This window comes from Bradyrhizobium sp. Ce-3 (genome assembly GCF_022835695.1).
In the GTDB taxonomy this organism is placed as follows: domain Bacteria; phylum Pseudomonadota; class Alphaproteobacteria; order Rhizobiales; family Xanthobacteraceae; genus Bradyrhizobium.
This window is the reverse complement of sequence record NZ_BQUV01000007.1, coordinates 358,548-385,473: the sequence shown is the minus strand read 5'-3', so window position 1 is coordinate 385,473 and position 26,926 is coordinate 358,548. Positions and strand designations below refer to the sequence as shown.

The window sequence follows — 26,926 nt, the reverse complement described above, 5'->3', positions numbered from 1 at the left end:
CTTATCTTAGTCCGTGAAGCTTGTACACGGCTTGACGGATGCAAAATTTGGGCTAGAGGCGGAATTCTTCGCCAAGGTAAAGCCGGCGTACATCGGGATCATTAACGATCTCTTCCGGGCTGCCCTCAGTCAAGATCTCACCGGCATAGACGATATAGGCACGGTCGGTCAGGCCGAGCGTCTCGCGGACATTGTGGTCGGTGATCAGCACGCCGATGCCGCGGTTGGTGAGGTGGCGGACGAGGTCCTGAATGTCGCCGACCGCGATCGGGTCGATGCCGGCGAACGGTTCGTCGAGCAGCATATAATTCGGGCGCGTCGCCAGCGCGCGCGCGATCTCGACGCGGCGGCGCTCGCCACCGGACAGCGCGATCGACGGGCTTTTTCGCAGCCGCGTGATGTTGAACTCGTCGAGCAGCGAATCCAGCTCGTGCTCGCGCTTCTTCTTCGAGGGTTCGACGACCTCGAGCACGGCGCGGATGTTCTGCTCCACCGTCAGGCCGCGGAAGATCGAGGCTTCCTGCGGCAGATAGCCGATGCCGAGCCGTGCGCGCTGATACATCGGCAGCTTGGTGACGTCGTGGCCGTCGAGCTCGATCGCGCCGCGATCAGCCTTGATCAGCCCCGTGATCATGTAGAACACGGTGGTCTTGCCGGCGCCGTTCGGCCCGAGCAGGCCGACCGCCTCGCCGCGGCGCACATAGATGCTGACGCCGCGCACGACCTGGCGGCTGCCAAAACTCTTTTCCACGCTATGCACAGCCAGATAGCCCGGCCGCTTGATGAGTTGCGGCGCCGAAGCGGCGTTGTTCCTGGCAGGTCTCGCGCGCGCCGGCGCAGGTGCTGCGGCCGGCTGGGATCGCGGCAGCTCGACCGCGGGAGCCGAGGCGGCGCGCGCCATCGGCGGCGCATCGCGCACCGGCGACGTCAGCATCTCGCCGAACTGGTCGCCGAGCGCCGTGATGTCGTCATGCGAGCGCGCAAATCCGGTACTGCGTTTCGCAGGGCGCCGCCGGAACATGCCGAGAAAATCCACCATCCCCGCTTCGCTTCAGCCTTTCACGGTGATCCCGCGACTTTGCCTGCGGACCAATCGATTCGCATGCGAAGGCGCAAGCATGAACCGGAAAACTGGATACCGGCCTTCCGTCGCGACAAAAGCTGATACGTTTGCGCGGAGATCATGCTCAAACAACCCGGCAAGGCGCGACCGCCCGCGCCTTGAATGAATGGATGCCCCTGTCCCGGCCATATAATCCCCCTCAAGGCGGCATCGCTCGGCCGGGCCGCTGCAGTAGATACAATCTCGCACCGCGCGCTTCAACCTCGCGCCCGCAAAATATTACATAACTTATTGATTCTACATGACCTTACGTGAGGCTTACTGGGCTCTATTTCGACTTGCCGCCCGGAAGCAGCTGAAGCGGCGACGGGGCCGCGGGCGCCGCGCCGGGGGCGGCCGGCGTTCCGCAGCCACCCTTGCCGTTCTGGCCACCCTGCGACTGGATGAACAGGCCCTGCACCTTGCCGCTGTCGGATTCCACCCGCGAGACGCCGGTGGTCATGTCGACCAGCAGACGGTCGCCGCGCAGCACGTTCTGGCACTGGGTCAGCACCACCTGGGTGCCGCCGCTGCCGAGCATGGTGATCAAATTGGTCTTGGTGTCGAAGATTGCGGTCTCGCCGGTGACGACCTGGTCTTTCTGGGTGACGACGACATTGCCCTTCGCCTCCAGCCGCTTGATCGACGACGCGCCGCCGGGGCCGGGTGTCGCCGACTGCATCGGCGCAGTCCCCTTGGCGGAAGCTGCCTTGGTCCCGGCCGGCGCAGGCGCCGGCGTCTGGGTCGATTTGTCCTCGTAAAACACCACCAGGATCTTCGAGGTCATGGTGGTGTCGCCCTGCACGACCTTCACATTGCCGGAGAAGGTTGCTTCCTTCTTCTTGTCGCGCATTTCGAGCGCGGCGGCCTCGATCTGGATCGGCTGGTCGCGGTTCTGCGAAAAGCCCTGCATGGCGTTGGGAACGCCGCTCATCGAGCCCTGCGCGGATGCCGCGCCGGCTGCGAACAGCGCAAGCAGGAAGGCCGCAATTGCCGTGCCGTACGGAAAACGTCTCATCATCAAATTCATTTCGGGTTGGCGGATTTGCGCGCCTTCGGCGGCGCCGGAGGAGGTGGTGGCGGCGCGGGCTCGGCGGCCGGGCTTGGATTGTTGTCGCCGAGCTTGTCGAGGTACATCACGACATTGCCTTCGAAGCGCACGAGCTCGCCGCTGTTGTAGATCCGCAAGCGGTCTGAGGTCAGCGTGCCCTGCAGCAGCTTGACGTCGACATGTTCGTCCGACGACACGTTGCCCTTGTTGATGTCGACGAAGGCCTGCGTCAGTTTGGCTTCATAGCCGGTGGACGATTGCAGGAAGATATCCTGGCGCAGGTCGAGCAGCTGCTTCTTGTTGTCGAAAAAGCCGGTGCGCGCATCCATCGTCACTGTCGACTCGTCTTGTTGCGCCACCTTGGCGCGGATCGTCTTCAGCTCGACATGATCAGGATCGGTGACGTCCTGGATCGCGGCCTTGGCCCACATTTCGTAAGGCCGTCCGTCGGCCGAGAAGCCGGCAATATGCGGCGATTCCATCGTGATCTTGGTGCCGGACACCACGAGATTATCCATCTCGACCGGCAGCTTCGGGATCATTTCGCGGAATGGATTGTAGACCGAGACGAAGATGATCGAGGCCATCGACAGCCCGACCACCGCAGGGACCGCGACGCGCAAAATCCGGACCATGCGGCTGTGCCGCGCGGCGGCGGCAAAGCGCGCCTCGAGGCCCGTGACATAGGCTGGATTCTGAACCGAATTCACCTGAGCTCCAGAGGCGCGAAACTGCCCCTATTCTAGCCGGAGCCGCCCCAATATGCAGCCCGGACCCCGCGTCGCGCCCCTGCGGGAGACCACGCGTGAACAGTTTGGCCGAAACGGGGCGGAACCGGCCCTGCCGCGACGAATTCGGCGCCCATCATTAACAGGCGAAATTACGAATGAGCGAAGATGTCCTCGGCCTCCCAGCCGTCGAGATCGAGCCTGGCGCGGGTGGGGAGGAAATCGAAGCACGCCTGGGCGAGATCGGTCCGCCCCTCGCGCGCCAGCATCACATTCAACTTTTCGCGCAGCGCATGCAGATGCAGCACGTCGGATGCGGCGTAGGCGAGCTGGGCTTCGCTGAGGCTTTGCGCGCCCCAGTCGCTCGACTGCTGCTGCTTCGACAATTCAACGTTCAGTACCTCGCGCACCAGATCCTTCAGGCCGTGGCGATCGGTGTAGGTGCGCGACAGCCGCGAGGCGATCTTGGTGCAATAGACCGGCGTCGGCATCACGCCGAAGGTGTTGTAGAGCACCGCGACGTCGAACCGCGCGAAATGGAAGATCTTGGTGATCTTGGGATTCGCGAGCAGCGCCCTCAGGTTCGGCGAATCGGTGTGCCCCTTCGGAATCTGGATCACGTCGGCGGTGCCGTCACCGTTCGACATCTGCACCACGCAGAGCCGGTCACGATGCGGATGCAGTCCCATGGTCTCGGTGTCGATCGCCACGGAATCGGTGTAGCGGGTGAGATCGGGCAGGTCGCCGCGATGCAGGCGGATGGTCATGCTGTCAAAAACCTCGTCGAACCGCTCTCGTCGAATCGCTCTTGGGATAGGCTATCGCCCAATGTCCCGACAGGCGAGCGTGCAGCAGCCTTGTTGCGTTCAAGCCTTTTTCGTTCAAGCCTTGGGATTGCGTCGCGGCATCGGGCCAAAACGGCCCCAACGCCCCCTCTCCGGCCGGCACAGATGGTTGAGCATGTAGCGCTATTGTGCCGCGGAGACAATGGCTTGAGGTACCGCGCGCAGGGTCGCGCGCGGCCCATTATTGCCAGCTGACGCGGAGGCCGAACCGGCCGGTGATGTCCTCGCGATGGAGGCTGTCCACCGAGGTCGTGTAGCCCGCGCTGGCGTAGGCGCTGATCGTGCGATTGAGCTGCGCGGAGACACCGGCGCCGATCTCGACGGCGGTGCCACGGCTTTGCACGCCGATCAGGTCCGTCGTCGCGAAGGCGATGCTGCGGTCGTTCGCGGCCGTGTGCCAGAGATTGGCCTCGACATAGGGACGCAATTCGGCCGTGCCGACAATGAAGGTCGCGGGAACGCGCACGCCGAGCCGGCCGGTCAGCGTATCGGCGCTGCCGGGCGCAACGCTGGAGAAGATGTCGTTGAAGCTGTCGAACGACTGCCGCTGCCAGATCAGCTGCGCCTGCGGCTCGACGGCGATGAAGCGGTTCAGCTGTAGCGGCATGCCGGCTTCCAGCGACGCCGCCACGCCGGTGCCCGACACCCGCGCGCCGATCTGGCGATCCGACAGCGGGCTTGCCCCATAGAAGCTGCCCATCAGCACGGCGTCGACGTACCAGCCTGAGGGGCCGATATGGGTCCAGTAGCCGCCGATATTCTGGCTATCAATCGAGAGCGTGCCGGTACGGACATCATTGAGGCCGAGCGCGAAGCCGTTGATGGTGCCGCTGGCCCAGCCATACGCGTAGAAGAAGCCGGCGCGATCATGATGCTCCGGCGCGGACTGAAAGCGCAGGATGTCGACGCCGACCTGCACGCCGGCCATGGTGCCGTCGAACGAGGGGCTGACCGTGCCGGCCCAGCTCTGCGAGCTGTGCGAGCCGTAGGCGCGCGCCCATGCCGCGGGCTGTTCACCGCCATTGGTCAGCAAGGCCTGATCGCCCTGGCGCTGATGGAACGTGCCGAGCGTCGCGAGCCCGAGCTTTTGCGCCACCTGCGGCAGCGCCGAATAGACCGCGACTTCCTCGCGATAGAGCTCGACCGGCGCAGCACCCGCCGGCGGCGGCGTCAGCGCCGACAGATCCTCCGCGGGCAGCCCCGGTGGCGGCGGCACCACGTTCGGCGATGCCGGCGGCGTTGGTGCAGGTGCAGCCGGCGGCGCCGGCGACGACGTGCCGGGCAACAGCTGCGAGCGCAGATACCAATTGTCGGCGCTGCCGGCGGAGACGCCGCCGCGGAACAGCAGATATTCATGCGCACCGGCAACGACGGCGTTGGAGAGGCCGAATGCGCCCGCCGTCGTGGTGCCGCCATTGACGGCCTGCACCACCATGATCCCGTCCGCGGTGGTGAGCGCGCCGGCGCCGCCGGCATTGGTGACGGTTACGGCGGTCGAGCCCGATGCGTTGCCGCCGGAAATGACCAGACGATCCGACGGCGAGCCGTCGCCGCCGAGCACGGTGCGCAGATAGAGGCCACCGCCATTGCCGACATAGTTGCCGGCGATCGTGAGACTGTTTGCGGCGGTGGCGCCGCCATTGGTCAGGTTGATGACGCCGGCATTGGTGACGGTGATCGGCGGTCCGCCCGGAAACGGCGCGATCGACGGATTGGCGCCGTTGCCTGCGAGCAGGCTGGTGCCGGCCGCGATCGAGACGTTGCCGGTCAGCGAGGTCTGCAGCGTCAGCGAGCCGCTGTTGATGAAGCTGTTGGCGAAGGTGCCGGTGCCGGCCCAGGTCCAGTCATTGCCTTCCATCGTCAGCGTCTGGAAGCGCGCAAAGGCATTGTCGACCGTGCCGCTGCCCTGCAGCCGCACCTGGTTGCCGCCGCCGCCGCCATCGGCAAGACCTGATATCTGCGAGCCGGTTTGCAGGATCATGGTCACCGCACCGCCGCCGCCCGCGAGCGCCGTGCCGCTGTTGCCGGCGATCAGGCCGGCATTGACGATGGTGGTGGCGCCGTTGAGCGTGCGGATCGCGGGCCCGTTCTGGCTGATGATCTTGCCGCCGGCGAGATTCTCGATCCGGGCGGTGAACGACGATCCCGCGGTGTTGGAGAATACGCCGTCGGCGTTGACGCCCCGCGCCTCGATGGTGCCGCTGTTGCGCAGCACGCCGGCATTGCCCTGCATGAAGACGGTGTTGTTGGGCGTGCCGCCGGCATCGCCTCCGGTGGTCAGCAGCGTGCCGGTATTGGTGATGCTCACGAACTGTCCGGCGGAGAAGATCGCACGCGCGCCTGCGCCGGCCGTGGTGATGGTGCCGCTGTTGGTGAAGCTGTTGCTGTCGCCGGTCTGCACGTACATGCCGTGCGACTGCGGGCCCTGGGTGATGATGGTCCCGGTGTTGATCAGCGTGTTGCTGTTGTGCTGCGTGAGACCGGTGATGGCAAGGCCGCGCGAGGTGCCGTTCTGCGTCGTGATGGTGCCATTGTTGATCAGCGTGTTGCCGTTGCTGCTGGCGGCGATCGCATTGCTGCCGGCGCCGGTGGTCGTGATCACCCCGGTCGCGCCGTTGGTGAAGAGATTGCCGTCGCCGCTGCCGAAGATGCCGGTGCCGCCGCCGCTGATGGTCAGCGTGCCGTTGTTGGTGGCGGTGCTGCCGGAGACGAGGGCGATCGCGGCCGCGCCGGCGCCCGGCGTGATGCCGGCGCCCTGCAGCACGTTCACGGTGACGTTCGAGCTCCCGGCCGCGGCCTGCACGCCTGCCGGCGAGGGATTCGGAGCCGTGGTCGAGCAGGTCACCGTCTGACCGCTCACCGGTGCGAGACTATCGCACGCGGCAAGCGCCTGCGACACCGACAACAGACAGCCGCCACCCAGGGTCGTGCACGACAGGATCGCCGCGAGCCGCGAGGAAACCATGCCCTTACTCCACCATCGGCGCGAACCCGAGCCCCCGGCCTCGCGCACCCTGCTCCCCCTGCTCCGCTCTCAGCTTCGGCTGATCCGCTCCATTCAAGCTTGAAACGATTTGCAGCGACTTGTTGCGTGATCGCCACAGACGGAACCATGAGATGCATTGTCACGATTCACACCCTTGACGTGCGTAGGCCTCTCGGGTTGTGAAGTACACCACTCACCCGTTGCAGTGATCGACCGGCACAACCGGACACAATCGCTGGGTCTTATCGGGTGCGCCGCTATCCCGATTTTCTCGCCAGATCCGACGCGGGCGGGCGGCCAAACCGGGCCTGAGTCGGGACCAAGTCATTGCCGCTGCGCGTTCAATTTCGAGGGAACTGTTGCCCGCGCGCCCCATGAAATCCGACCGCGCCCTCCCTATCTGTTGCCGGCCAGCACCGGCCTCCCAGTGAAATGAGCCTCATGTCGGAACAGACCATCGCCGCGCCGATCGACGAGCCCCAGGAACGCGGCTTCTCGCGCTACCAATCGTTCCTGATCGCGCTGCTCGCCTTCACGCAATTCACCCTGATCCTCGACTTCATCATCATGTCGCCGCTCGGCGCCATCCTGATGCCGTCGCTGAACATCACGGCCGGGCAGTTCGGCGTCGCGGTCTCGGCCTACGCCTTCGCCGCCGGCATCTCGGGCATCCTCGCCGCCGGCTTTGCCGATCGCTTCGACCGCAAGCGGATGCTGCTGTTCTTCTATGTCGGCTTCACCTTCGGCACCGTGCTGTGCGCGCTGGCGCAGAATTTCCACGTGCTGCTGCTCGGCCGCATCGTCACCGGCCTGTTCGGCGGCGTGATCGGCTCGGTCGTGCTCGCCATCGTCACCGACCTGTTCCCGCTGCAGCTGCGGGGCCGGGTGATGGGCTTCATCCAGACCGCGTTCGCCGCGAGCCAGGTTCTTGGCGTGCCCGCCGGACTTTTTCTGGCCAACCACTGGAACTGGCACATCTGTTTCGTCGCCATCGTCGGCCTGTCGCTCGCGGCGATCGCCGCCATCGCGCTCTTCATGGCGCCGGTCGACGGCCATCTCAAGCTGCAGCACGACCGCAACCCGTTCCAGCATCTGATCGCGACCGTGGCGCAGCCGCGCTACACGCTGGCCTTCCTGGTGACGACGCTGCTGGCGACCGGCGGCTTCATGCTGATGCCGTTCGGCAGCGCGTTCACCGTGCACAATCTCGGCATCGACATCGTCCACCTGCCGACGATCTATCTGGTCTCCGGCCTGTTCAGCATCCTGATGGGGCCGCTGGTCGGCCGCGCCAGCGATGCGTTCGGCAAATATCCGACCTTCATCTTCGGCTGCGTGGTGACGGCCATCATGGTGCTGATCTACACCCATCTCGGCCACGTCTCGCTGCTGACCGCGATCATCGTCAATGTGCTGATGTTCGTCGGCATCTTCTCGCGCATGATCCCCTCGCAGGCGCTGATGTCGGCGATCCCCGACGCCAGCCAGCGCGGCTCGTTCAGCGCGATCAGCGCATCGGTGCAGCAGCTGTCTGGTGGATTGGGCTCGGTGGCTGCCGCCGCGATCGTCGCCGAGAATGCGGACGGCTCGCTGCTGCATTTCGACCGGATCGGCTACGTCGTCGTCGCGAGCTCGATGATCTCGATGATCGCGATGTACTTCGTGCAACGGCCGATCGCGCGGCGGGCGGGACGACGGGTGGTGTGAGGGGAGACGACGCTCACGCGATCAACTTGCGTGGCCCTGGCATGCTCGGGGTTAAGCCCGCAGGTATGATTTGGCCGAAGCGTAGCTCGACCGTCGGCGGGTCGCGGCTTCGCCGCACCCACCCTCCGGATGCTGAGCGATTTCAATCGCTTAAAAAGGGGGTGGTGCCCAGGAAAGGACTCGAACCTTCACGGCCGTTAAGCCACTGGCACCTGAAGCCAGCGCGTCTACCAATTCCGCCACCTGGGCATGTGGAGCGGCTTAGTAAGGATCGGTTACGCGCTTGTCAAATTCGCGATCGAAAATTCAAATAGCCTGTACAGAATTGGGCTGATGGCGTATCGCGAGACGCTGTAAATGCGCCCAATCGCTCTCGAATCCGGCAGGAATGGACCTCATGGCATCGAACCTGGAAACGCTCGTCACGGTCTTCGGCGGATCGGGTTTTCTGGGACGGAACGTGGTCCGGGCGCTCTGCAAGCGCGATTACCGGGTGCGAGTCGCGGTGCGGCGGCCTGAACTGGCCTTCCATCTGCAGCCGCTCGGCCGCGTCGGGCAGATTCATGCGGTCCAGGCCAATGTGCGCTACCCGGCCTCGGTCGACGCGGCGATGCGTGATTCGCATATCGCCATCAACCTGGTCGGCATCCTGGCCGAGGGCGGCGGGCAGAGCTTTGACGCCGTGCAGGTGAAGGGCGCCGAGACCATCGCCAAGGCGGCGGCCGCGAACGGCGCCCGGATGGTCCACGTCTCGGCGATCGGCGCCGATAAGGATTCGGCCTCTAGCTATTACCGTGCCAAGGCGGCAGGCGAGCAGGCGGTGCAGGCGGCCCTACCGGAGGCCACCATCATGCGGCCGTCGCTGCTGTTCGGGCCCGAGGATCAGTTTACCAACCGCTTTGCGGCGCTGGCGCGGATGTCGCCGGTGCTGCCCCTGGTCGGCGGCGGGGTCAACAGACTGCAGCCGGCCTATGTCGCCGACGTCGCGGACGCCGTGGCCGATGCCGTGGACGGCAAGGCGAAGGCCGGCGCCACCTACGAGCTCGGCGGTCCCGAGGTGCTGACCATGCGCGAGGTTATGCAGATCATTCTCGAGATCACCCAGCGCGACCGCATGCTGGCGCCGCTGCCATTCGGCCTCGCCAAGCTGCAGTCGTATGTCCTGCAATTCGCGCCGGGGCCGTTCACGCTGACCCCGGACCAGGTCGCGATGCTGCGCTCGGACAATGTGGTGTCCGACGCCGCCAAGGCCGCCGATCTCACGTTCGCCGGCCTCGGCATCACGCCGGATTCGATGGAAGCGGTCGCCCCGCAATATCTCTGGCGCTTCCGCGCGACGGGGCAGTTCCAGAAGAAGAGCGCGTAAGGTCTCTCAACTTGTCGTCCCGGCGCAGGCCGGGACCCATCGCCACAAATGCCCGCTTTGTGCAGGCCTGTGGCGCCATCTCGCATAACCAGCAAAGACTTGTGGTTATGGGTCCCAGCCTGCGCCGGGACGACGAGACGGGTCTACCGTCCCATCGCCAGCGCGATCAGGCCGAGCGTGCCGACGATCACGCGCCACCAGGCAAAGAAGGTGAAGCCGCGGCGGGTGACGAAGTTGAGGAAGGCCCGCACCACGATCATGGCGGTGATGAACGACACCACGAAGCCGACCGCGATGACGCTGAGATTGTCCGAGCTGAAGTCGGCGCGGTTCTTGTAGAAATCATAGGCGAACGCGCCGACCATGGTCGGGATCGCGAGGAAGAACGAGAACTCCGCCGCCGAGCGCTTGTCGGCGCCGAGCAGCATCGCAGCGACGATGCTGGCGCCGGAACGCGACACGCCGGGGATCATGGCCAGGCACTGCGCGACGCCGATCCAGAAATACATCAGCAGCGGGAACCGGGTCGCGTCGTCCTCGTACACCTTGAGATCGAGCTGATCGACCCAGAGCAGGACGGCGCCGCCGACGATCAGCGTGAAGCAGACCACCCACGGATTGAACAGGAATTCCTTGATGTATTTGCCGGCGATCAGGCCGATCACGACGGCGGGCAGGAACGCCACCAGCACGCCGATCACGAAGCGGCGGTCGTCCGGATTGGAGAACATGCCGAGCGCGACGCGCCACAATCTGTTGAAGTAGAGCACGAGGATCGCGAGGATCGCACCGAGCTGAATCAGGATCGCGAAGCTCTTCCAGAAATTGCCTTCGCCGAGATTGAAGAAGCGTTCCGCGAGCAGCAGGTGGCCTGTCGAAGAGACCGGCAGGAACTCGGTGACGCCCTCGACGATGCCGAGAATCACCGCCCGCAGCATATCCGTCATCATGGTCTGAACTGCCCTGTGTGGAAAACCGGATTCTTCTCGCTTATTCGCACATAGGCCGCAATCGCAAAGAATCGTCAAACAATGGGTTACCCGGCCGATTTGCTGGGCTATAGCGTTTTTGTGACCCGCACCATCTGCGGGGGTGGCTACCGGTTTGCGTGCTGACGCGACATAGAGACGAGCGGAACTGAGCTGGCCAAATCACACGGTCAGGTCACACAGGTTGATGGTTTCTTAAGCGCCACGACACTACCAAGGGCTTCATGTATACGCTGTATCACCATCCGTTCTGTCCGCATTCGCGCTTCATTCGCCTCGTGCTCGGCGAATATGGCCTCGATCTGCGCCTGGTGGAGGAACGGGTCTGGGAGCGGCGCGAGGCGTACCTCGCGCTCAATCCGGCGGCGACCACGCCGGTCCTGATCGCCGAGGGTTTTCCGCCGATCCCGGGTGCGCCCATCATCGCCGAATATGTCGACGAGACGCATGGCCTCGATGCCGGCGAGCGTCGGCTGATGCCGACGTCTTCGGCCGAGCGCGTCGAGGTGCGCCGGCTGATGGCGTGGTTCAACGAGAAATTCTTCGAGGAAGCCTCCAACCCGCTGGTCACCGAGCGGATCTACAAGCGCTTCATGAGCGAGGACAATGGCGGCGGTCCGCCGGCGCCGGACATCATGCGCGCCGCCAAGGTCAATGTGCGCTATCATCTGAGCTATATCGGCTGGCTGGCGAAGACACGGAACTATCTCGCCGGCGACCGCCTGACCTACGCGGACCTCGCCGCCGCGGCGCATCTCTCGGCGATCGACTATCTGGGCGACGTGCCATGGAGCGAGGACGACGCGGCAAAAGCGTGGTACGCGCGGGTGAAGTCCCGCCCGTCGTTCCGCCCGCTGCTCAGCGAATGGCTGGCGGGGGTGCCGGCGTCGCGCACCTATGTGGACCTCGACTTCTGAACCAGGCGGTCACGCTCTCTCCGTCCGATCTCAAGGCAGCGCTCAAGCGCGAGGCGCGCGCGCTCGGCTTCGACGCCATTGGCGTCACCACGCCTGATGCGACGGCAGAGGCCGGACAATATTTTTTGGAATTCCTCGGCTCCGGCGGCCATGGCGACATGGACTGGCTCGCAGCCAATCCGGAGCGCCGCGCCGATCCGCGCGTGCTGTGGGCCGGCGTGCGCTCGATCATCATGCTCGGCGTCAATTACGGGCCCGACGACAATCCGCTGAACATTCTGGCGCGCCGGTCGCATGGCGCGATCTCGGTCTATGCGCAGGGCGACGACTATCACGACGTGATCAAGAAGCGGCTGAAGATTCTCGCGCGCTGGCTCGCTGCTGCGACCGGCGACGAGGTGAAGGTGTTCGTCGACACCGCCGCTGTGATGGAGAAGCCGCTGGCGCGGGCGGCCGGCATCGGCTGGCAGGGCAAGCACACCAATCTGGTGTCACGCGAGTTCGGCTCGTGGCTGTTTCTCGGCGCGATCTATTCGGCGACCGAATTGCCGCGCGACGAGAGCGAAGCCGATCATTGCGGCAGCTGCCGCGCCTGCCAGGACATCTGTCCGACCGCTGCGTTTCCCGCCCCCTACAAGCTCGATGCGCGGCGCTGCATCTCGTATCTGACGATCGAGAACAAGGGACCGATCCCGCACGAATTCCGCAAGCAAATCGGCAACCGCATCTATGGCTGCGACGACTGCCTCGCGGTGTGCCCGTGGAACAAGTTCGCGTTGGCGGGACGCGAGCAGAAGCTCGCGGCGCGTGATGCGTTGCGCGCGCCTGCGCTCGCAGAGCTGGTGCGGCTCGACGACGCCGCCTTTCGCGCGCTGTTCACGAAATCGCCGGTCAAGCGGATCGGCCGCGACCGCTTCATCCGCAATGTGCTGATCGCGATCGGCAACTCAGGCGATGCAGACTTGGCCGGCGAAGCACAACGTTTGCTCGACGATGCGAGCCCGCTGGTGCGCGGCGCCGCGGTGTGGGCGCTTGCGCAGCTGATCGCCCCCGATGAATTCGCGGCGCTGGCCTCGCGGGCCGGCGGCGAGCCTGACGTCGGCGTGCAAAACGAGTGGCGCGCGGCCGCCTCTTGATTTCATCGCGCCGTTCCCGTCATGGTCGCAGGCCATGACAAACCAGCCTTTCTTCACCAGACACGGCGACGGCTTCATGCCGACGTCGGTTGCGAACGGACCGTGGAGCCCGGAATCGATGCACGGTCGCGTCGTGATCGGCCTGCTCGGCTTCGTCATCGAGGAGCGCCACGGCTCCGACGATTTCGTCCCCGCACGCCTCACGGTCGACATGTTCCGGCTGCCCAACATCACGACGCCGGTCGAGGTGAAGACCAGGCTCGTCCGCGACGGCCTCCGCATCAAGGTGATCGAGGCCGAGTTCGTCTCCGGCGGCACCAGCATGGCGCGCACCTCCTGCCAGTTGTTGCGCCGGACGGAAAATGCGCCCGGCAATGTCTGGTCACCGCCGAACTGGCAGGTGCCGGCACCCGCTGACATTCCGAAGCCGGCCGATCCGCGGCTCGGCATGAACGGCAAATGGGAGACGCGGCCGATCACAGGCCACATGGGTTCGCTCGGCGAACGAAGGCTCTGGATGAGCGAAGTGCGCGAGCTCGTCGCCGGCGTGAAGATGACGCCGTTCGTCCATGTCGCGACCGGCGCGGATTTCGCGAGCCCCTTCGCCAATGCCGGCGACCAGGGGCTCGGCTACATCAACAGCGACGTCACGATCTATCTACATCGTTTGCCGGTGAGCAACTGGATCGGCTTCGAGGTCGTCAACCACCACGCCACCGACGGCGTCGCGATCGGCGAATGCTGGCTCTATGACGAGCAGGGTCCGATCGGCACCTCGACCGTGGCCGCGCTCGCCCAGCGCAAGCCGATGACCAATCCGCCGCCGCCGTAAGTTTCTCCACCGTCATTCCGGGGCGCGCGAAGCGCGAGCCCGGAATCCATTGCTCCACCCGCGCTGCGGCCTGATGGATTCCGGGCTCATCGCTGCGCGATGCCCCGGAATGACGATGGAGAGAGCCGCGCAGCTCATCCCAAATGCCGCTTCATCTCGTCCCGCGCCTTGAGCGCAGCACCCTGCTTGCCGACGATCTTGGCAATCCGCTCAGGCGCGAAATTCAGGTCGACAAAGGCCGGCGCGGTGTTGGCGACCTCGTGGTACTCCGTGATCTTGCCGTCGCGCAGCCGCATGATCGCGACGCCCTCGAACATCGCGCGTGCCCCCTTGGCCTCCGGCAGGGTCGAGCGGTAGCTGAACGTGTAGCGCGCGTAGAGCGTCGCGCCGTCGCTGACGGGATCGTGCATCACCCAGCGGAAATCGGTCGCGGTGCGGTAGAACCAGTCGTCGATCATCTCGGCGATCTTTGCGTGGCCCGCGAACGCGCCGTAGAACACATCGTGATAGACGCCGTCTTCGGTGAAGAGGCTTGCGAAGGCCTTGCCGTCGCGCTGCTCGACCGCGTCGCAGAACGCGCGCAGCATTGTTGTGGTGTTCACTGGCTTCTCCCGGCCGCTCGCTTTTCCTTCCCTCTCCCCCTGTGGGAGAGGGTGGATCGAATGAGCGAGAGCTCATTCGAGACGGGTGAGGGGTCTGTCTCCGCGGAGAGAACCCCTTATCCGGCACGGACTTCGTCCGTGCCACCTTCTCCCACAAGGGGAGAAGGGAAAAGAGCTTAGCCGATCTCCGCCACCGCGGCGATGATGCGCGCGATGTCCTGCGGACGCGACAGCCGGTGATCGCCGTCCTGGATCATGGTCAGCACCACATCCTCGGCCGGTAGCCGGTGCACCAGCGCGAAGGCGTGCTTCCACGGCACGTCGGGATCCTGCGCGCCCTGCAGGATGCGCACCGGGCAGCCGACGTCGATTTGGCTTCCGAGCAGCAGATGGTTGCGGCCCTCCTCGATCAGGTTGCGGGTGATCGGATAGGGCGAGCCGTCGCCATATTCGGACGGACGCAGCCAGACGCCCTTGGTCTCGATCTCGGCGCGGATCTCCGGCGAAAAACCCTTCCACATCAATTCCTCGGTGAAGTCGGGCGCCGGCGCGATCAGCACCAGGCCGGCGAGCTGCGCGTTCGCGTTGCCGCGACGCATGATCTCGCGTGCCAGCAGCAGCGCCATCCAGCCGCCCATCGAGGACCCGATCACGACCTGCGGCCCGCTGCAGAACTGCGAGAACACCGCAACGCTCTCCTCGAGCCAGCGCCCGATCGTGCCGTCAGCGAATTCGCCGCCGGATTCGCCATGGCCGGAATAGTCGAACCGGACGCAGCTGCGGCCGTGCTCGGCGGCCCATGCATCGAGCGCGAGCGCCTTGGAGCTGGTCATGTCGGACTTGAAGCCGCCGAGCCAGATGAGGCCCGGCGCACCACTTGTGCTGCCCGGCGCGCCATTTGCGCTGCCGGGGCCGCTCCCGGCCCGGGCGCGGACCGCGATCCGGCGTGCCCCGCGGCCCTCGCCGACCTCGATGAAGGCGGGTTCCTGGTCGGATGCGGCGGTTTGGCTCATGGTTCGGTCACTCGCGTGTCAGAGACCTGCTTTTCAATTGTCTGACGGTAGCGGTCAACGGCGGCCAGCCCGCCTTGCGGAGCAGGTGCGCCCGCTATATGTGCCGGGCGTGGCTAAAATGCCTCGCAATTGGCGGTTTTGCCGCTTAAGGAAGCGAGTTCGCTTGCCCGTCGCGGCGTCTTGCTTCAAAATATCCGCCTTCCCTTTCACAACTTTGGAGAGTTACCCATTCGCCGTCCCAATAGAGCCCCGCCCACAGTCGCAAAAGACGGGCCGCGCACCAATGATGAGATTCGCAACGCGCAGATCCAGCTAATCGATGCCGATGGTGTCAACCAAGGCACCGTCGAGACCATGGTGGCCATCAAGTTGGCCATGGAAGCCGGCATGGACCTCGTCGAGATTTCGCCGAATGTCAGTCCTCCGGTCTGCAAGATCATGGACTACGGCAAGTACAAATATTCCGCGCAGAAGAAGGCCGCCGAAGCCCGCAAGAAGCAGAAGGTCGTCGAGATCAAGGAGATCAAGCTCCGCCCGATGATCGACGATCACGACTATGACGTGAAGATGCGCGCCATGCAGCGCTTCTTCGAGGAAGGCGACAAGGTCAAGATCACCTTGCGCTACCGCGGTCGTGAGATGGCGCACCAGGAGATCGGCACCAAGCTGCTGGACAAGGTGAAGGCCGACGTTGCCGAGTTCGCCAAGGTCGAGCAGGACGCGAAGTTCGAAGGCCGCCAGGTCGTGATGGTGCTGGCGCCGCGCTAATTCGAATTGGTCGCTTACAGCATTTGGAACGGCCCGTCGGATCGGCGGGCTGTTTCGCGTTTGACGGGCCTTCGTAGCCCGGATGGAGCGCAGCGCAATCCGGGACAGGCCGATCCGTGGAAGCGCCGGCCCCGGATTTCGCTCCGCTCCATCCGGGCTACGGTCCCGTTGTTTGGCAACGTCAAACGTTGCAAAACCGCCGATCCTCTGTCATAAGCCGGGCCTTCGCCGCCCGGCTGATCAAGGGCTGCCGTGGCGACGTTCAGTGCAGGTTCTTTCAATTCGGAAAAAACCATAGCACTTTCAACGCTCTAACGAGCATTTTAGCCGGCCGAACGCCTCTCGGGGCGATTTTCGTGCTGTGCGACAGGAGAGCTAAATGCCCAAGTTGAAGACCAAGTCGGGCGCTAAAAAGCGCTTCAAGGTGACTGCCACTGGCAAAGTCATGCACGCCCAGCGCGGCAAGCGCCACGGCATGATCAAGCGGACGAAGAAGCAGATCCGTCAGCTGCGCGGCACCCGCGTGCTGTTCAAGACCGACGGCGACAACGTCAAGAAGTACTTCTTGCCGAACGCCTGATCGCGCTCATTCGCTTGAACCCGGCCCGCGTCTGCGCGAGCCCCCGTCACCTCTTCCAGATCAAGGATTTCCGTCATGTCTCGCGTCAAACGCGGTGTGACCTCTCACGCCAAGCACAAGAAAGTCTTCAAGGCCGCCAAGGGCTATTACGGCCGCCGCAAGAACACGATCCGCACCGCCAAGCAGGCGGTCGAAAAGGCCGGCCAGTACGCCTTCCGCGACCGCAAGCGCAAGAAGCGCACCTTCCGCGCGCTCTGGATCCAGCGCATCAACGCCGCAGTGCGTCCGTTCGGCATGACCTACAGCGTGTTCATCAACGGCCTCTCCAAGTCGGGCGTCGTCGTCGACCGCAAGGTGCTGTCGGATCTCGCGATCCACGAGCCGGTGGCGTTCCAGGCGATCGCCGAGAAGGCCAAGGCGGCGCTGGCAGCCTGATCCCTGGCGGGAGCTTCTAGCGGGCTTTCGGGCTCGCTTTCAGCGCTTTCTGCGACAAGCGCTGGGCGACGATCGCCCGGCAAAACGCTGTGAATGAGCGGTACATGGTGCCGCTTTGGTTGTCGTATTTGTGGTCACAGCGCCTGAGCTCACTGGCATAGGCCTTCTTCTGCGACGCTCCGAGGCCGGACAGGAAGTCCGCCTCGCATTTTTTCTCGACCACCTCGCCGAACTGGACGTCGCCGCTGGCGCCGTATTCGCACGCCTCGAAGATCTTCATCGCGCGGTTGCAGCTCGGCGCCTGCTCGAGCTCCGCGATGATGTCGTCCATCTGGGTCGATTTGGCGGGGCATTCCTCGGTCGCGGCCTGCGCCGTTCCGAGCATCAACAGAACCGCGGGCACGGCCAGGCAAGATCGCAGCAACATCGCGCAGTCTCCTTGAACTCCCCTTGGGTAGCCCGGCCTCCGCGTCGGGTTCAATGCAGCCGCCCATCGGCCCGAAATGACCGGCTTTTTGCTTGACGTTACGGCCTTCGGGCGGCGACAACCCAGCCGAATTTTCGCGCATGGCCCGCAAGGTGAGGTCCGGTTCGCTGACCGGCCCTTCCCGCCAGACCATGCTCCGCTCAAGCGCAGGAATTGACCGTGTCCGACCTCGCAACGCTCGAAAAATCCATCCTCGACCAGATCGCCTCGGCCGCCGACGAGGCCGCCCTCGAGGCGGTGCGCGTCTCGGCGCTCGGCAAGAAGGGCTCGATCTCGGCCCTGCTCGCGACCCTCGGCAAGATGTCGCCGGACGAGCGCAAGACCGAGGGCGCGAAGATCAATCTCGCCAAGGATGCGGTGACCCAGGCGCTGGCGGCCCGGCGCGACGTGCTGAAGGCAGCCGCGCTCGATGCGCGGCTCGCCGCCGAGACCATCGACGTCACGCTGCCGCTGCGCGAGACGCCGGCCGAGACCGGTCGCATCCATCCGCTGAGCCAGGTGTTCGACGAGGTCAACACCATCTTCGCCGACATGGGGTTTGCGATCGCCGAAGGTCCCGACATCGAGACCGACGATTACAACTTCACCAAGCTGAACTTCCCGATCGGCCATCCCGCGCGCGAGATGCACGACACCTTCTTCTTCAATCCGAAGCAGGACGGCTCGCGCATGCTGTTGCGCACCCACACCTCGCCGGTGCAGGTGCGCACGATGCTGACGCAGAAACCGCCGATCCGCATCATCTGCCCGGGCCGCACCTACCGCATCGACTCTGATGCGACCCACACGCCGCAATTCCACCAGGTCGAAGGCCTCGTGATCGACAAGGGTTCGCATCTCGGCCACCTCAAGTGGATCCTGCACGAGTTCTGCAAGGCATTCTTCGAGGTCGACCACATCAACATGCGGTTCCGGCCGTCGTTCTTCCCGTTCACCGAGCCGTCGCTCGAGGTCGACATCCAGTGCCGCCGCGACAAGGGCGAGATCCGCTTCGGCGAGGGCGAGGACTGGATGGAGATTCTCGGCTGCGGCATGGTGCACCCGAACGTGCTGCGCGCCTGCGGCATCGATCCCGACGTCTACCAGGGCTTCGCCTGGGGCATGGGCCTCGACCGCATCACGATGCTGAAATACGGCATCGCCGATCTGCGCCAGCTGTTCGAGAACGACGTCCGCTGGCTCAACCATTACGGCTTCAAGCCGCTCGACATCCCGACCATCGCGGGCGGATTGAGTTCGTGATGTCGCTGCACGCAAACGACATTGCGGGGACTCTCTCCGTTCCCTCTCCCCTTGCGGGGGAGGGGCAGGGAGAGGGGTGGCCGCGGGCGCTGAATGCAGTCGCGAGCCGACACGTCTCCGCGAGCCCTTTTAGCTTCGATGTTGCAGCGGCAACCCACAACACAACATTGCTCCGAGCAAGCGGCTTACCCCTCTCCCCAACCCTCGCCCGCAAGGGGGGAGGGAGCCCTGGCGCCGGTGCAAGTATCACAGTGAACACCAACAAGAACCGAGGCATGCAGCCGTGAAGTTCACCCTCTCCTGGCTGAAGGAACATCTCGAGACCGACGAGCCGCTCGACAAGCTCGCCGACAAGCTCACCATGATCGGGCTTGAGGTCGAGAACATCGAGGACAAGGCGAAGGCGCTGGCGCCGTTCACCATCGCGCGCGTGATCTCGGCCGAGCAGCATCCGAATGCCGACCGGCTGCGCGTCTGCATGGTCGACACCGGCGACGGCGGCGCGCCGGTGCAGGTGGTGTGCGGGGCGCCGAATGCGCGTGCGGGACTGATCAGTGTGTTCTCGCCGCCCGGCACCTACATCCCCGGCAAGAACATCACGCTCGGCGTCGGCACCATCCGCGGTGTCGAGAGCCGCGGCATGCTGTGCTCGGCCGCCGAATTGCAGATCTCGGAAGACCATGACGGCATCATGGAGCTGCCGGCCGACGCGCCGCTCGGCAAGGGCTATGCCGACTGGGCCGGGCTCGGCGATCCCACCATCGAGATCAATTTGACGCCGAACCGGCAGGACTGCACCGGCGTGCACGGCATCGCGCGCGACCTCGCCGCTGCCGACATGGGCAAGTTCAAGGATCCCGGCATCAGGCCGATCAAGGGCGAATTCCCCTGCCCGGTCCAGGTCAAGGTGGAAGACGCCACGCTATGCCCGGGCTTCGCGCTGCGGCTGGTGCGCGGGGTGAAGAACGGCCCGTCGCCGGAATGGCTGCAGAAGCGGCTGACTTCGATCGGCCTGCGCCCGATCAACGCGCTGGTCGACATCACCAACTTCATGACCTACGACCGCGCCCGTCCGCTGCACGTGTTCGACGCCAAGAAGGTGCGGGGCAAGCTCACCGTCCGCCGCGCGAAAGATGGCGAGACGCTGCTCGCACTCGACGGCCGCACCTACACGCTCGACAGCAATGTTTGCGTAATTGCCGACGAGCACGGCGTCGAATCGCTCGCCGGCATCATGGGCGGCGAGGCCTCGGGCTGCGACGACAACACCACGGATGTGCTGATCGAATCGGCGCTGTGGAACGAGATCAACATCGCGCAGACCGGCCGCAAGCTCGGCATCAATTCAGATGCGCGCTATCGCTTCGAACGCGGCGTCGATCCGGCCTTCATGGTGCCCGGGCTCGAGCTCGCGACCAAGCTGGTGCTGGAGCTGTGCGGCGGTACGCCGTCCGAGAACGTCGTGGTCGGCAAGCAGTTCGGCGAGGATCGCGTCATCGACTTCCCGCTCGGCGAGGTGAAGCGTCTGGCCGGCATCGAGGTGCCGCTGGTCGAGGTGAAGCTGATCCTGACCCGGCTCGGATTCATGCTGGCCGGCAACGGCCCCGTGGTGAAGGTCGCGGTCCCGTCCTGGCGCACCGACGTAGAGGGCAAGGCCGACCTCGTCGAGGAGATCGTGCGCATCGTCGGCGTCGACAAGGTGCCGATGACGCCGTTCGAGCGTGGCGAGGAGCCGCGCAAGCCGGTGCTGACGCCAATGCAGCAGCGCACCCGCCGCGCCAAGCGCGCTCTGGGCGTGCGCGGCATGGTGGAAGCCGTGACCTGGTCGTTCATCACCAATGACGCCGCAAAACTGTTCGGCGGCGGCCAGAGCGAGCTGGTGATCGCCAACCCGATCGCAGCCGATCTCTCCGACATGCGGCCGAGCCTGCTGCCCGGTCTCGTCGCAGCGGCTCAGGCCAATATCAACCGCGGCACTCCTGACGTGGCGCTGTTCGAGGTCGGCCAGGTATTCCGCGGCGACCGGCCGGAAGACCAGCTGGTGGCCGCCTCCGGCGTGCGCCATGGCTACGCCTCGTCGAAGGGGATCGGACGGCACTGGACCGGCTCGACCACGGCTGACGCAATGGATGCCAAGGCCGACGCCTTCGCCGTGCTGGCCGCCGCGGGCGCGCCGATGCAGGCGTTGCAGATCGTCCCTGGCGGCCCCGCCTGGCTGCATCCGGGGCGCTCCGGCACCATCCAGATCGGTCCGCAGAACGTGCTCGGCACTTTCGGCGAGCTGCATCCGCGGGTAGCCGAGGCGCTTGGCGCCGACGGTCCGATGATCGTGTTCGAGGTGATCCTCGAGCGCATCCCGCAGGGCAAGCAGCGGGCGACCCGCGCCAAGCCGGTGCTGGAGCTCTCGGCGTTCCAGCCGGTGTCGCGCGACTTCGCCTTCATCGTCGACCGCAGCGTCAAGGCCGGCGATCTCGTTCGCGCGGCGCAGAGCGTCGACAAGAAGCTGATCACCGACGTGAGCGTGTTCGACCTCTACGAGGGCAAGGGCATCGATCCCGACAAGAAGTCGATCGCGATCGCGGTGACGATCCAGCCGCGCGAGAAGACCATGACCGATCAGGAGATCGACGCCGTCGCCGCCAAGATCGTCGCCGAGGTGACGAAGAAGACCGGCGGCACGCTGCGCGCGTGAGGCGGGTCATGGTGGTGGGGCACCGCGCAACCCCACCACGGTCACCCTGAGGAGGCCGCGCAGCGGCCGTCTCGAAGAGTCGACGGCCCGACTGCGGGCCGATTCATCCTTCGAGGCTCGCAAGAGCTCGCGCTTCAGGATGACGGGTCTGACAGAATGGCCTGTCAGCATGAGTGCATTTGTCGGGTAGCTAATTGAACCTCATTCCCTTCCCATGACCTCCCTCTCCCTGATCCCCTCCGACATCTCGACCAGCATCGCGCTTGCAATCTGCGCGATCGCGTTCGTGTCGGGCACTGCGCGCGGCTTCTCCGGCTTCGGCTCGGCGCTGATCTTCATGCCGCTGGCGAGCAGCGTCGCCGCGCCGCGGCTGGTGGCGGCGCTGCTGCTGGTCATCGACTTCGTCGCAGCGACGCCGCTGCTGCCGAACGCCTGGACCCATGCCGACCGCAAGGCCACCGCGGTGATGGTCGCCGGCGCGTTGGTCGGCGTTCCGATCGGCACCTATTTCCTCACCGTGCTCGAGCCGGTGACGACGCGCTGGATCATCTCCTGCTTCGTCGCGGCGCTGCTCGCCTTGCTGCTGTCGGGCTGGCGCTACCACGGCAAGGACCACGCCGCGCTCTCGATCGGCGTCGGCGGCCTGTCCGGTTTCTGCAGCGGCCTCGCCCAGACCGGCGGTCCGCCGATCGTCGCCTACTGGCTGGGACGCCCGATCTCGTCGGTGATCTCGCGCGCCAACATCGTGCTGTTCTTCGGCGCCTCGGATTTCTTCTCGCTGGTCAGCTACTGGTTCACCGGATTAATCACGATCGAATCGATCAAGTTCTCGCTGATCGTCGGTCCCGTCTACGGCATCGGCGTCTGGTTCGGCGCCTCACTGTTCGGCAAGGCAAGCGAGCAGGCGTTCCGCGCGATCTGCTACGCGCTGATCGCGGCCGCCGTCATCGTCGGCCTGCCGGCGCTTGATGGCCTTTTGCGCGGCGGCTAGGGTCGCCGCAAGGAATTCAGGGAGTGAACCGATGATCGATCGCCGCAATGCATTGAAACTGGCGCTCGGCAGCGCCGCCGTGCTCGCGGCGCCGGCGGTGCGCGCGCAGAATGCGAAGCCCCGCACCCGTATCGTGTTCCTCGGCACCAAGGGCGGACCGCGCGTCGGCATCGGCGCCTCCAACCCCGCCAATCTCGTCGTCGTCAACGACACGCCGTTCGTGATCGATTGCGGCATGGGCGTCAGCCGCCAGCTGGTCAGCGCCGGCGTGCCGATCCCGTCCGTGAAGTACATCTTCATCAGCCACCACCATTCCGATCACAACCTCGAATACGGCAACCTGTTCTACAACGCCTGGGCCGCCGGCCTCTCGACGCCGATCCATTCGTTCGGCCCCAAGGGCATCGAGGCGATGACAAAAGAATATTGGGAGCTGAACAAGTTCGACGTCGAGACCCGGATCGAGGACGAAGGCCGGCCCGACCCGCGCAAGCTGCTGATCGCGAAAGACATCGCCGAGGACGGCGTGGTGCTGAAGACGCCTGACGTTACCGTCACCGCGTTCCGCACGCCGCATCCGCCCATCGTCGACAATTTCGCCTACAAGTTCGAGACGCCGGACGGTGTGATCGTGTTCTCCAGCGACACCGCCTACAATCCGAAGCTTGCCGAGTTCGCGAAGGGCGCCGACGTGCTGGTGCACGAATGCCTCTACATCCCCGCGGTCGATCGCCTGGTCGCCAAGACCAAGAACGGCGCGACCTTGAAGAAGCATCTGCTCGACAGCCACACCTCGACCGAAGACGTCGGCCGCATCGCCGCCGCCGCCGGCGTCAAGACGCTTGTGCTGAGCCATTTCGTTCCCGGTGACGATCCCACCGTCACCGACGACGACTGGACCAGGGACGTGAAGACGAACTTCAAGGGCCGGATCGTCGTGGCGAAGGATCTGATGGAGCTGAAGCTGCCGGTGTGAGGCGAGGCATTCCGGGGCTCGCGAAGCGAGAGCCCTGCGGGCTGCCCCGGAACGACGGGAGGAGAGAGCGGCGACCCTATCGCGCCAAATATTCGATGTCGTCCTGGCGAAAGCCAGGACGACGGGGGAGGCGACGGGCGGTGCCCCTGCGGCAGCGACAGGGCGGCTGCGCGGCGGGATCGGGCGTTTGGGGGCCCCAAGCCGTTGACCCCGCAGGCGCTTTTGTGGCCTAGTCCGCCGTCCCCGGATGGGACCCCAAAGCCACCCAAAATCCTTGCGATTTCATGACCGCCGAACGCTATAACGCCCGTGAATCCGAGCCCCGCTGGCAAGCCACCTGGGACGAAAAGGCGATCTTCGCCTCCAAGAACGACGATCCGCGGCCGAAATACTACGTCCTCGAGATGTTCCCGTATCCGTCGGGGCGCATCCATATCGGGCACGTCCGCAACTACACGCTCGGCGACGTGCTGGCCCGCTTCATGCGCGCCAAGGGCTTCAATGTGCTGCACCCGATGGGCTGGGACGCGTTCGGCCTGCCGGCGGAGAATGCCGCGATCGAGCGCAAGGTGGCGCCGAAGGCCTGGACCTACGACAACATTGCCGCAATGAAGAAGCAGCTCAAGTCGATCGGGCTGTCGCTCGACTGGAGCCGCGAGTTCGCGACCTGCGACCCCAGCTATTACAAGCATCAGCAGAAGATGTTCCTGGACATGCTGGGCGCCGGCCTCGCCGAGCGCGAGAAGCGCAAGCTGAACTGGGACCCGGTCGACATGACCGTGCTCGCCAACGAGCAGGTGATCGACGGCCGCGGCTGGCGTTCGGGCGCCGTTGTTGAACAACGGGAAATGAGCCAGTGGGTCTTCAAGATCACCAAGTACGCGCAGGAGCTGCTGGAAGCGCTCGACGGCCTGGACCGCTGGCCCGACAAGGTGCGGCTGATGCAGCGCAACTGGATCGGCCGCTCCGAGGGCCTGTTGATCCGCTTCGCGCTGGATCCGGCGACCACGCCGGCCGGCGAGAACGAGCTGAAGATCTTCACGACGCGGCCGGACACGCTGTTCGGCGCAAAATTCATGGCGATCTCGGCGGATCATCCGCTGGCGCAGGCGGCCGCAGCGAAGAACCCGAAGCTCGCCGAGTTCATCGCCGACATCAAGAAGATCGGCACCGCGCAATCGATCATCGACACCGCCGAGAAGCAGGGCTTCGACACCGGCATCAAGGCGGTGCATCCGTTCGATCCGAGCTGGAAGCTGCCGGTCTATGTCGCGAATTTCGTGCTGATGGAATACGGCACCGGCGCGATCTTCGGCTGCCCGGCGCACGATCAGCGCGACCTCGACTTCGTCAACAAGTACAATCTCGGCAACGTGCCGGTGGTCTGCCCCGAGGGCCAGGACCCGAAGACATTCGTGATCACTGACACCGCCTATGACGGCGACGGCCGCATGATCAATTCGCGCTTCCTCGACGGCATGACGATCGAAGCGGCGAAGGAAGAGGTCGCGAAGCGGCTGGAGAGCGAGTTGCGCGGCAATGCGCCGGTCGGCGAGCGGCAGGTGAATTTCCGCCTGCGCGACTGGGGCATTTCGCGCCAGCGCTATTGGGGCTGCCCGATCCCGGTGATCCATTGTCCGAAGTGCGACGTGGTGCCGGTTCCCGACGACCAGCTGCCGGTGACGCTGCCGGAGGATGTGTCCTTCGACAAGCCGGGCAACGCGCTCGACCATCACCCGACCTGGAAGCACGTCAATTGTCCGAAGTGCGGCGGCAAGGCGGTGCGCGAGACCGACACGATGGACACCTTCGTGGACTCGTCCTGGTATTTCGCGCGCTTCACCGATCCGTGGAACGCGACCGCGCCGACCACGCCCGCGGTCGCCAACCGGATGATGCCGGTCGACCAGTATATCGGCGGCGTCGAGCACGCGATCCTGCATCTGCTCTACAGCCGCTTCTTCACCCGCGCGATGAAGGCCACCGGCCACATCGATATGAGCGAGCCGTTCGCCGGCATGTTCACCCAGGGCATGGTGGTGCACGAGACCTACCAGAAGGCCGACGGCAGCTGGGTCACGCCGGCCGAGGTGAAGATCGAGGTCGGCGGCAACGGCCGCCGCGCGATGCTGCTGGCGACCGGCGAGGACATCGCGATCGGCCCGATCGAGAAGATGTCGAAGTCGAAGAAGAACACCGTCGACCCCGACGACATCATCGCGAGCTACGGCGCCGACGTCGCGCGCTGGTTCATGCTGTCGGACTCGCCGCCGGACCGCGACGTGATCTGGAGCGACGAACGCGTGCAGGGCGCCTCGCGCTTCGTTCAGCGGCTGTGGCGGCTGGTCAATGAATCGGCCGAGATTGCCAAAACGGCGCCGGCGGCCCGGCCGGCGACGTTCGGGCCCGAGGCGCTGGCGCTGCGCAAGGCGGCCCATGGCGCGCTCGACAAGGTGTCGTCCGGGATCGAGCGGCTGCATTTCAACGTCTGTCTCGCCCATATCCGGGAATTCGCCAATGCGCTGTCCGAGGTGCTGGCCAAGGAAACCACGGTGAGCGACCAGCCGGCGCCGGACCTCGCTCCAGATGTTTCTTGGGCGGTGAAGGAAGCCGCAACCGTCCTGGTCCAGCTGTTCTCGCCGATGATGCCGCATCTGGCCGAGGAGTGCTGGGTGGTTCTGGGCCAGTCCGGGCTGGTTTCCGAGGCCGATTGGCCGCAAATCGAACGCGATTTGCTGGTCGAAGACAGCGTGACCCTGGTCGTCCAGGTCAACGGTAAAAAACGAGGTGATGTTACCGTGCCACGGACGGCGCAAAATGCGGATATAGAGGCTGCCGTTTTGGCGCTCGATGCGGTAAAAGCCGCCTTGGGCGGCAAACCCGTCCGCAAGGTGATTGTGGTGCCCATGAGGATCGTCAATGTTGTCGGCTAGGATTGGGATCGCCGCCCGGCTCGTGGCTGTGGCTGCCTTGGCCGCGCTGACGGCCGGATGCTTCCAGCCGATGTATGCCGAGCGCACGCTCGACGGTCAGTCGTCCGCCTTGCGCGAAAAGTTGATGGGCGTCGAGGTTCCCCCGGTCGACAAGGCGAACGCGTCCCGCGAGGCCCGGGTCGGCGTCGAGGTCCGCAACGCCCTCGCCTTCAAGCTCTACGGCACCGCCACCGGCGCACCGCCGACGCACCGGCTGGTGCTGCGTTTCAATACCAGCCGTTCCTCGCTGATGATTGACCCGACCACCGCGCTGCCGACCAGCGAGAACTACGGCATCGATGCCCAGTTCAACCTGGTCGAGATCGCGTCGAACAAGTCGGTCATGACCGGCACCACCTTCTCGCGCGTGTCCTATGACATGCCCGGTTCCTACCAGCGCTTCGCCCGGACCCGCGCCCTCCGCGACGCCGAGGACCGCGCCGCGCAGGAGATCGCCGACAACATCCAGACCCGGCTCGCCTCGTTCTTCTCGGCCGGAACCTGATCGC

The 26,926-nt window shown here is 65.2% G+C and carries 23 protein-coding genes and 1 tRNA gene; 14 read left to right on the top strand and 10 right to left on the bottom strand.

From position 1 onward, the window contains the following. Nucleotides 1–52 precede the first annotated feature (52 nt). The 5 genes from lptB to BRSPCE3_RS25245 form a co-directional block, all read right to left on the bottom strand. Nucleotides 53–1,039, bottom strand: a complete 987-nt coding sequence (gene lptB / locus BRSPCE3_RS25265) for an LPS export ABC transporter ATP-binding protein (protein WP_244068994.1) — start codon at nucleotides 1,037–1,039, stop codon at nucleotides 53–55. 352 nt (nucleotides 1,040–1,391) lie between these two features. Further along, nucleotides 1,392–2,123, bottom strand: a complete 732-nt coding sequence (locus BRSPCE3_RS25260) for an LptA/OstA family protein (protein ID WP_375709959.1) — start codon at nucleotides 2,121–2,123, stop codon at nucleotides 1,392–1,394. Nucleotides 2,124–2,128: 5 nt separating this feature from the next. Then, on the bottom strand, nucleotides 2,129–2,863 hold the full coding sequence (lptC, locus tag BRSPCE3_RS25255; protein ID WP_244068992.1) for an LPS export ABC transporter periplasmic protein LptC: 735 nt from the start codon (nucleotides 2,861–2,863) through the stop codon (nucleotides 2,129–2,131). A 170-nt stretch (nucleotides 2,864–3,033) separates the two neighbouring features. Continuing rightward, complete coding sequence (locus tag BRSPCE3_RS25250) at nucleotides 3,034–3,648, bottom strand: ribonuclease D (RefSeq protein WP_244068991.1); 615 nt, start codon at nucleotides 3,646–3,648, stop codon at nucleotides 3,034–3,036. 259 nt (nucleotides 3,649–3,907) lie between these two features. Beyond that, complete coding sequence (locus tag BRSPCE3_RS25245; RefSeq protein ID WP_244068990.1) at nucleotides 3,908–6,691, bottom strand: autotransporter outer membrane beta-barrel domain-containing protein; 2,784 nt, start codon at nucleotides 6,689–6,691, stop codon at nucleotides 3,908–3,910. 462 nt (nucleotides 6,692–7,153) lie between these two features. Between BRSPCE3_RS25245 and BRSPCE3_RS25240 the strand changes: the two genes are divergently transcribed. Continuing rightward, a complete protein-coding gene (locus BRSPCE3_RS25240; RefSeq protein ID WP_244068989.1) occupies nucleotides 7,154–8,419 on the top strand; it encodes an MFS transporter in 1,266 nt (421 codons plus the stop codon). A gap of 162 nt (nucleotides 8,420–8,581) precedes the next feature. Here the strand turns inward: BRSPCE3_RS25240 and BRSPCE3_RS25235 are convergent. Continuing rightward, nucleotides 8,582–8,668, bottom strand: a tRNA-Leu gene (locus BRSPCE3_RS25235). A gap of 148 nt (nucleotides 8,669–8,816) precedes the next feature. Here BRSPCE3_RS25235 and BRSPCE3_RS25230 point away from each other — a divergent pair. Then, nucleotides 8,817–9,785: a complex I NDUFA9 subunit family protein gene (locus BRSPCE3_RS25230; RefSeq protein WP_244068988.1), complete on the top strand. Its 969-nt coding sequence runs from the start codon at nucleotides 8,817–8,819 to the stop codon at nucleotides 9,783–9,785. 143 nt (nucleotides 9,786–9,928) lie between these two features. On the opposite strand, the gene BRSPCE3_RS25225 is transcribed toward BRSPCE3_RS25230, so the two are convergent. Beyond that, nucleotides 9,929–10,735, bottom strand: a complete 807-nt coding sequence (locus BRSPCE3_RS25225; RefSeq protein ID WP_244068987.1) for an undecaprenyl-diphosphate phosphatase — start codon at nucleotides 10,733–10,735, stop codon at nucleotides 9,929–9,931. A gap of 263 nt (nucleotides 10,736–10,998) precedes the next feature. Between BRSPCE3_RS25225 and BRSPCE3_RS25220 the strand changes: the two genes are divergently transcribed. Genes BRSPCE3_RS25220 through BRSPCE3_RS25210 form a run of 3 tightly spaced genes read left to right on the top strand, consistent with a single transcriptional unit; the run spans nucleotide 10,999 to nucleotide 13,659 of the window. Continuing rightward, nucleotides 10,999–11,691: a glutathione S-transferase family protein gene (locus BRSPCE3_RS25220; protein ID WP_244068986.1), complete on the top strand. Its 693-nt coding sequence runs from the start codon at nucleotides 10,999–11,001 to the stop codon at nucleotides 11,689–11,691. After that, nucleotides 11,640–12,827 carry a tRNA epoxyqueuosine(34) reductase QueG gene (gene queG, locus BRSPCE3_RS25215; RefSeq protein ID WP_244068985.1) on the top strand — a complete coding sequence of 396 codons (1,188 nt, stop codon included), beginning with the start codon at nucleotides 11,640–11,642 and terminating at the stop codon, nucleotides 12,825–12,827. Before BRSPCE3_RS25220 ends, queG begins: the two co-directional genes overlap by 52 nt. 34 nt (nucleotides 12,828–12,861) lie before the next feature. Next, nucleotides 12,862–13,659, top strand: coding sequence for an acyl-CoA thioesterase domain-containing protein (locus tag BRSPCE3_RS25210; RefSeq protein WP_244068984.1), 798 nt, complete (start codon nucleotides 12,862–12,864; stop codon nucleotides 13,657–13,659). 134 nt (nucleotides 13,660–13,793) lie between these two features. Here the strand turns inward: BRSPCE3_RS25210 and BRSPCE3_RS25205 are convergent, their stop codons facing one another. Together BRSPCE3_RS25205 and BRSPCE3_RS25200 are read right to left on the bottom strand one after the other, a co-directional pair. Then, nucleotides 13,794–14,261, bottom strand: coding sequence for a nuclear transport factor 2 family protein (locus tag BRSPCE3_RS25205; RefSeq protein ID WP_244068983.1), 468 nt, complete (start codon nucleotides 14,259–14,261; stop codon nucleotides 13,794–13,796). Nucleotides 14,262–14,437: 176 nt separating this feature from the next. After that, entirely contained in the window at nucleotides 14,438–15,274 is an 837-nt protein-coding gene (locus BRSPCE3_RS25200; protein WP_244068982.1) for a carboxylesterase, read from the bottom strand. A gap of 228 nt (nucleotides 15,275–15,502) precedes the next feature. On the opposite strand from BRSPCE3_RS25200, the gene infC reads away from it, so the two are divergent. The 3 genes from infC (at nucleotide 15,503) to rplT (ending at nucleotide 17,057) form a co-directional block, all read left to right on the top strand. Next, nucleotides 15,503–16,042 (top strand): translation initiation factor IF-3, encoded by a 540-nt coding sequence (gene infC, locus BRSPCE3_RS25195; RefSeq protein WP_244069057.1) that lies wholly within the window; start codon nucleotides 15,503–15,505, stop codon nucleotides 16,040–16,042. Between the two features lie 379 nt (nucleotides 16,043–16,421). Beyond that, nucleotides 16,422–16,622 (top strand): 50S ribosomal protein L35, encoded by a 201-nt coding sequence (rpmI, locus tag BRSPCE3_RS25190; protein WP_008539890.1) that lies wholly within the window; start codon nucleotides 16,422–16,424, stop codon nucleotides 16,620–16,622. A 75-nt stretch (nucleotides 16,623–16,697) separates the two neighbouring features. Continuing rightward, nucleotides 16,698–17,057 carry a 50S ribosomal protein L20 gene (gene rplT, locus BRSPCE3_RS25185; RefSeq protein WP_029081033.1) on the top strand — a complete coding sequence of 120 codons (360 nt, stop codon included), beginning with the start codon at nucleotides 16,698–16,700 and terminating at the stop codon, nucleotides 17,055–17,057. Nucleotides 17,058–17,073: 16 nt separating this feature from the next. On the opposite strand, the gene BRSPCE3_RS25180 is transcribed toward rplT, so the two are convergent. Continuing rightward, complete coding sequence (locus tag BRSPCE3_RS25180) at nucleotides 17,074–17,484, bottom strand: hypothetical protein (protein WP_244068981.1); 411 nt, start codon at nucleotides 17,482–17,484, stop codon at nucleotides 17,074–17,076. Between the two features lie 219 nt (nucleotides 17,485–17,703). Here BRSPCE3_RS25180 and pheS point away from each other — a divergent pair, with 219 nt between their 5' ends. From pheS to lptE, 6 genes are all read left to right on the top strand, one after another. Further along, nucleotides 17,704–18,786: a phenylalanine--tRNA ligase subunit alpha gene (gene pheS, locus BRSPCE3_RS25175; protein WP_244068980.1), complete on the top strand. Its 1,083-nt coding sequence runs from the start codon at nucleotides 17,704–17,706 to the stop codon at nucleotides 18,784–18,786. A 283-nt stretch (nucleotides 18,787–19,069) separates the two neighbouring features. Continuing rightward, the gene (gene pheT, locus BRSPCE3_RS25170) at nucleotides 19,070–21,478 is read left to right on the top strand and encodes a phenylalanine--tRNA ligase subunit beta (protein WP_244068979.1); all 2,409 of its coding nucleotides are present in this window, start codon (nucleotides 19,070–19,072) and stop codon (nucleotides 21,476–21,478) included. Between the two features lie 214 nt (nucleotides 21,479–21,692). Beyond that, nucleotides 21,693–22,469, top strand: coding sequence for a sulfite exporter TauE/SafE family protein (locus BRSPCE3_RS25165; protein ID WP_244068978.1), 777 nt, complete (start codon nucleotides 21,693–21,695; stop codon nucleotides 22,467–22,469). A 31-nt stretch (nucleotides 22,470–22,500) separates the two neighbouring features. Beyond that, complete coding sequence (locus BRSPCE3_RS25160) at nucleotides 22,501–23,445, top strand: MBL fold metallo-hydrolase (protein ID WP_244068977.1); 945 nt, start codon at nucleotides 22,501–22,503, stop codon at nucleotides 23,443–23,445. 284 nt (nucleotides 23,446–23,729) lie between these two features. Further along, on the top strand, nucleotides 23,730–26,378 hold the full coding sequence (gene leuS, locus BRSPCE3_RS25155) for a leucine--tRNA ligase (RefSeq protein ID WP_244068976.1): 2,649 nt from the start codon (nucleotides 23,730–23,732) through the stop codon (nucleotides 26,376–26,378). Further along, nucleotides 26,365–26,922 carry an LPS assembly lipoprotein LptE gene (gene lptE, locus BRSPCE3_RS25150; protein ID WP_244068975.1) on the top strand — a complete coding sequence of 186 codons (558 nt, stop codon included), beginning with the start codon at nucleotides 26,365–26,367 and terminating at the stop codon, nucleotides 26,920–26,922. Before leuS ends, lptE begins: the two co-directional genes overlap by 14 nt. Nucleotides 26,923–26,926: the final 4 nt, after the last annotated feature.

Coding starts and splice junctions, on each gene's coding strand:
- lptB (WP_244068994.1), bottom strand. CDS start 1,039: ATGGTGGATTTTCTCGGCATGTTCCGGCGGCGCCCTGCGAAACGCAGT.
- BRSPCE3_RS25260 (WP_375709959.1), bottom strand. CDS start 2,123: ATGATGAGACGTTTTCCGTACGGCACGGCAATTGCGGCCTTCCTGCTT.
- BRSPCE3_RS25250 (WP_244068991.1), bottom strand. CDS start 3,648: ATGACCATCCGCCTGCATCGCGGCGACCTGCCCGATCTCACCCGCTAC.
- BRSPCE3_RS25245 (WP_244068990.1), bottom strand. CDS start 6,691: ATGGTTTCCTCGCGGCTCGCGGCGATCCTGTCGTGCACGACCCTGGGT.
- BRSPCE3_RS25240 (WP_244068989.1), top strand. CDS start 7,154: ATGTCGGAACAGACCATCGCCGCGCCGATCGACGAGCCCCAGGAACGC.
- BRSPCE3_RS25230 (WP_244068988.1), top strand. CDS start 8,817: ATGGCATCGAACCTGGAAACGCTCGTCACGGTCTTCGGCGGATCGGGT.
- BRSPCE3_RS25225 (WP_244068987.1), bottom strand. CDS start 10,735: ATGATGACGGATATGCTGCGGGCGGTGATTCTCGGCATCGTCGAGGGC.
- BRSPCE3_RS25220 (WP_244068986.1), top strand. CDS start 10,999: ATGTATACGCTGTATCACCATCCGTTCTGTCCGCATTCGCGCTTCATT.
- queG (WP_244068985.1), top strand. CDS start 11,640: ATGGCTGGCGGGGGTGCCGGCGTCGCGCACCTATGTGGACCTCGACTT.
- BRSPCE3_RS25210 (WP_244068984.1), top strand. CDS start 12,862: ATGACAAACCAGCCTTTCTTCACCAGACACGGCGACGGCTTCATGCCG.
- BRSPCE3_RS25200 (WP_244068982.1), bottom strand. CDS start 15,274: ATGAGCCAAACCGCCGCATCCGACCAGGAACCCGCCTTCATCGAGGTC.
- rpmI (WP_008539890.1), top strand. CDS start 16,422: ATGCCCAAGTTGAAGACCAAGTCGGGCGCTAAAAAGCGCTTCAAGGTG.
- rplT (WP_029081033.1), top strand. CDS start 16,698: ATGTCTCGCGTCAAACGCGGTGTGACCTCTCACGCCAAGCACAAGAAA.
- BRSPCE3_RS25180 (WP_244068981.1), bottom strand. CDS start 17,484: ATGTTGCTGCGATCTTGCCTGGCCGTGCCCGCGGTTCTGTTGATGCTC.
- BRSPCE3_RS25165 (WP_244068978.1), top strand. CDS start 21,693: ATGACCTCCCTCTCCCTGATCCCCTCCGACATCTCGACCAGCATCGCG.
- BRSPCE3_RS25160 (WP_244068977.1), top strand. CDS start 22,501: ATGATCGATCGCCGCAATGCATTGAAACTGGCGCTCGGCAGCGCCGCC.
- leuS (WP_244068976.1), top strand. CDS start 23,730: ATGACCGCCGAACGCTATAACGCCCGTGAATCCGAGCCCCGCTGGCAA.
- lptE (WP_244068975.1), top strand. CDS start 26,365: ATGTTGTCGGCTAGGATTGGGATCGCCGCCCGGCTCGTGGCTGTGGCT.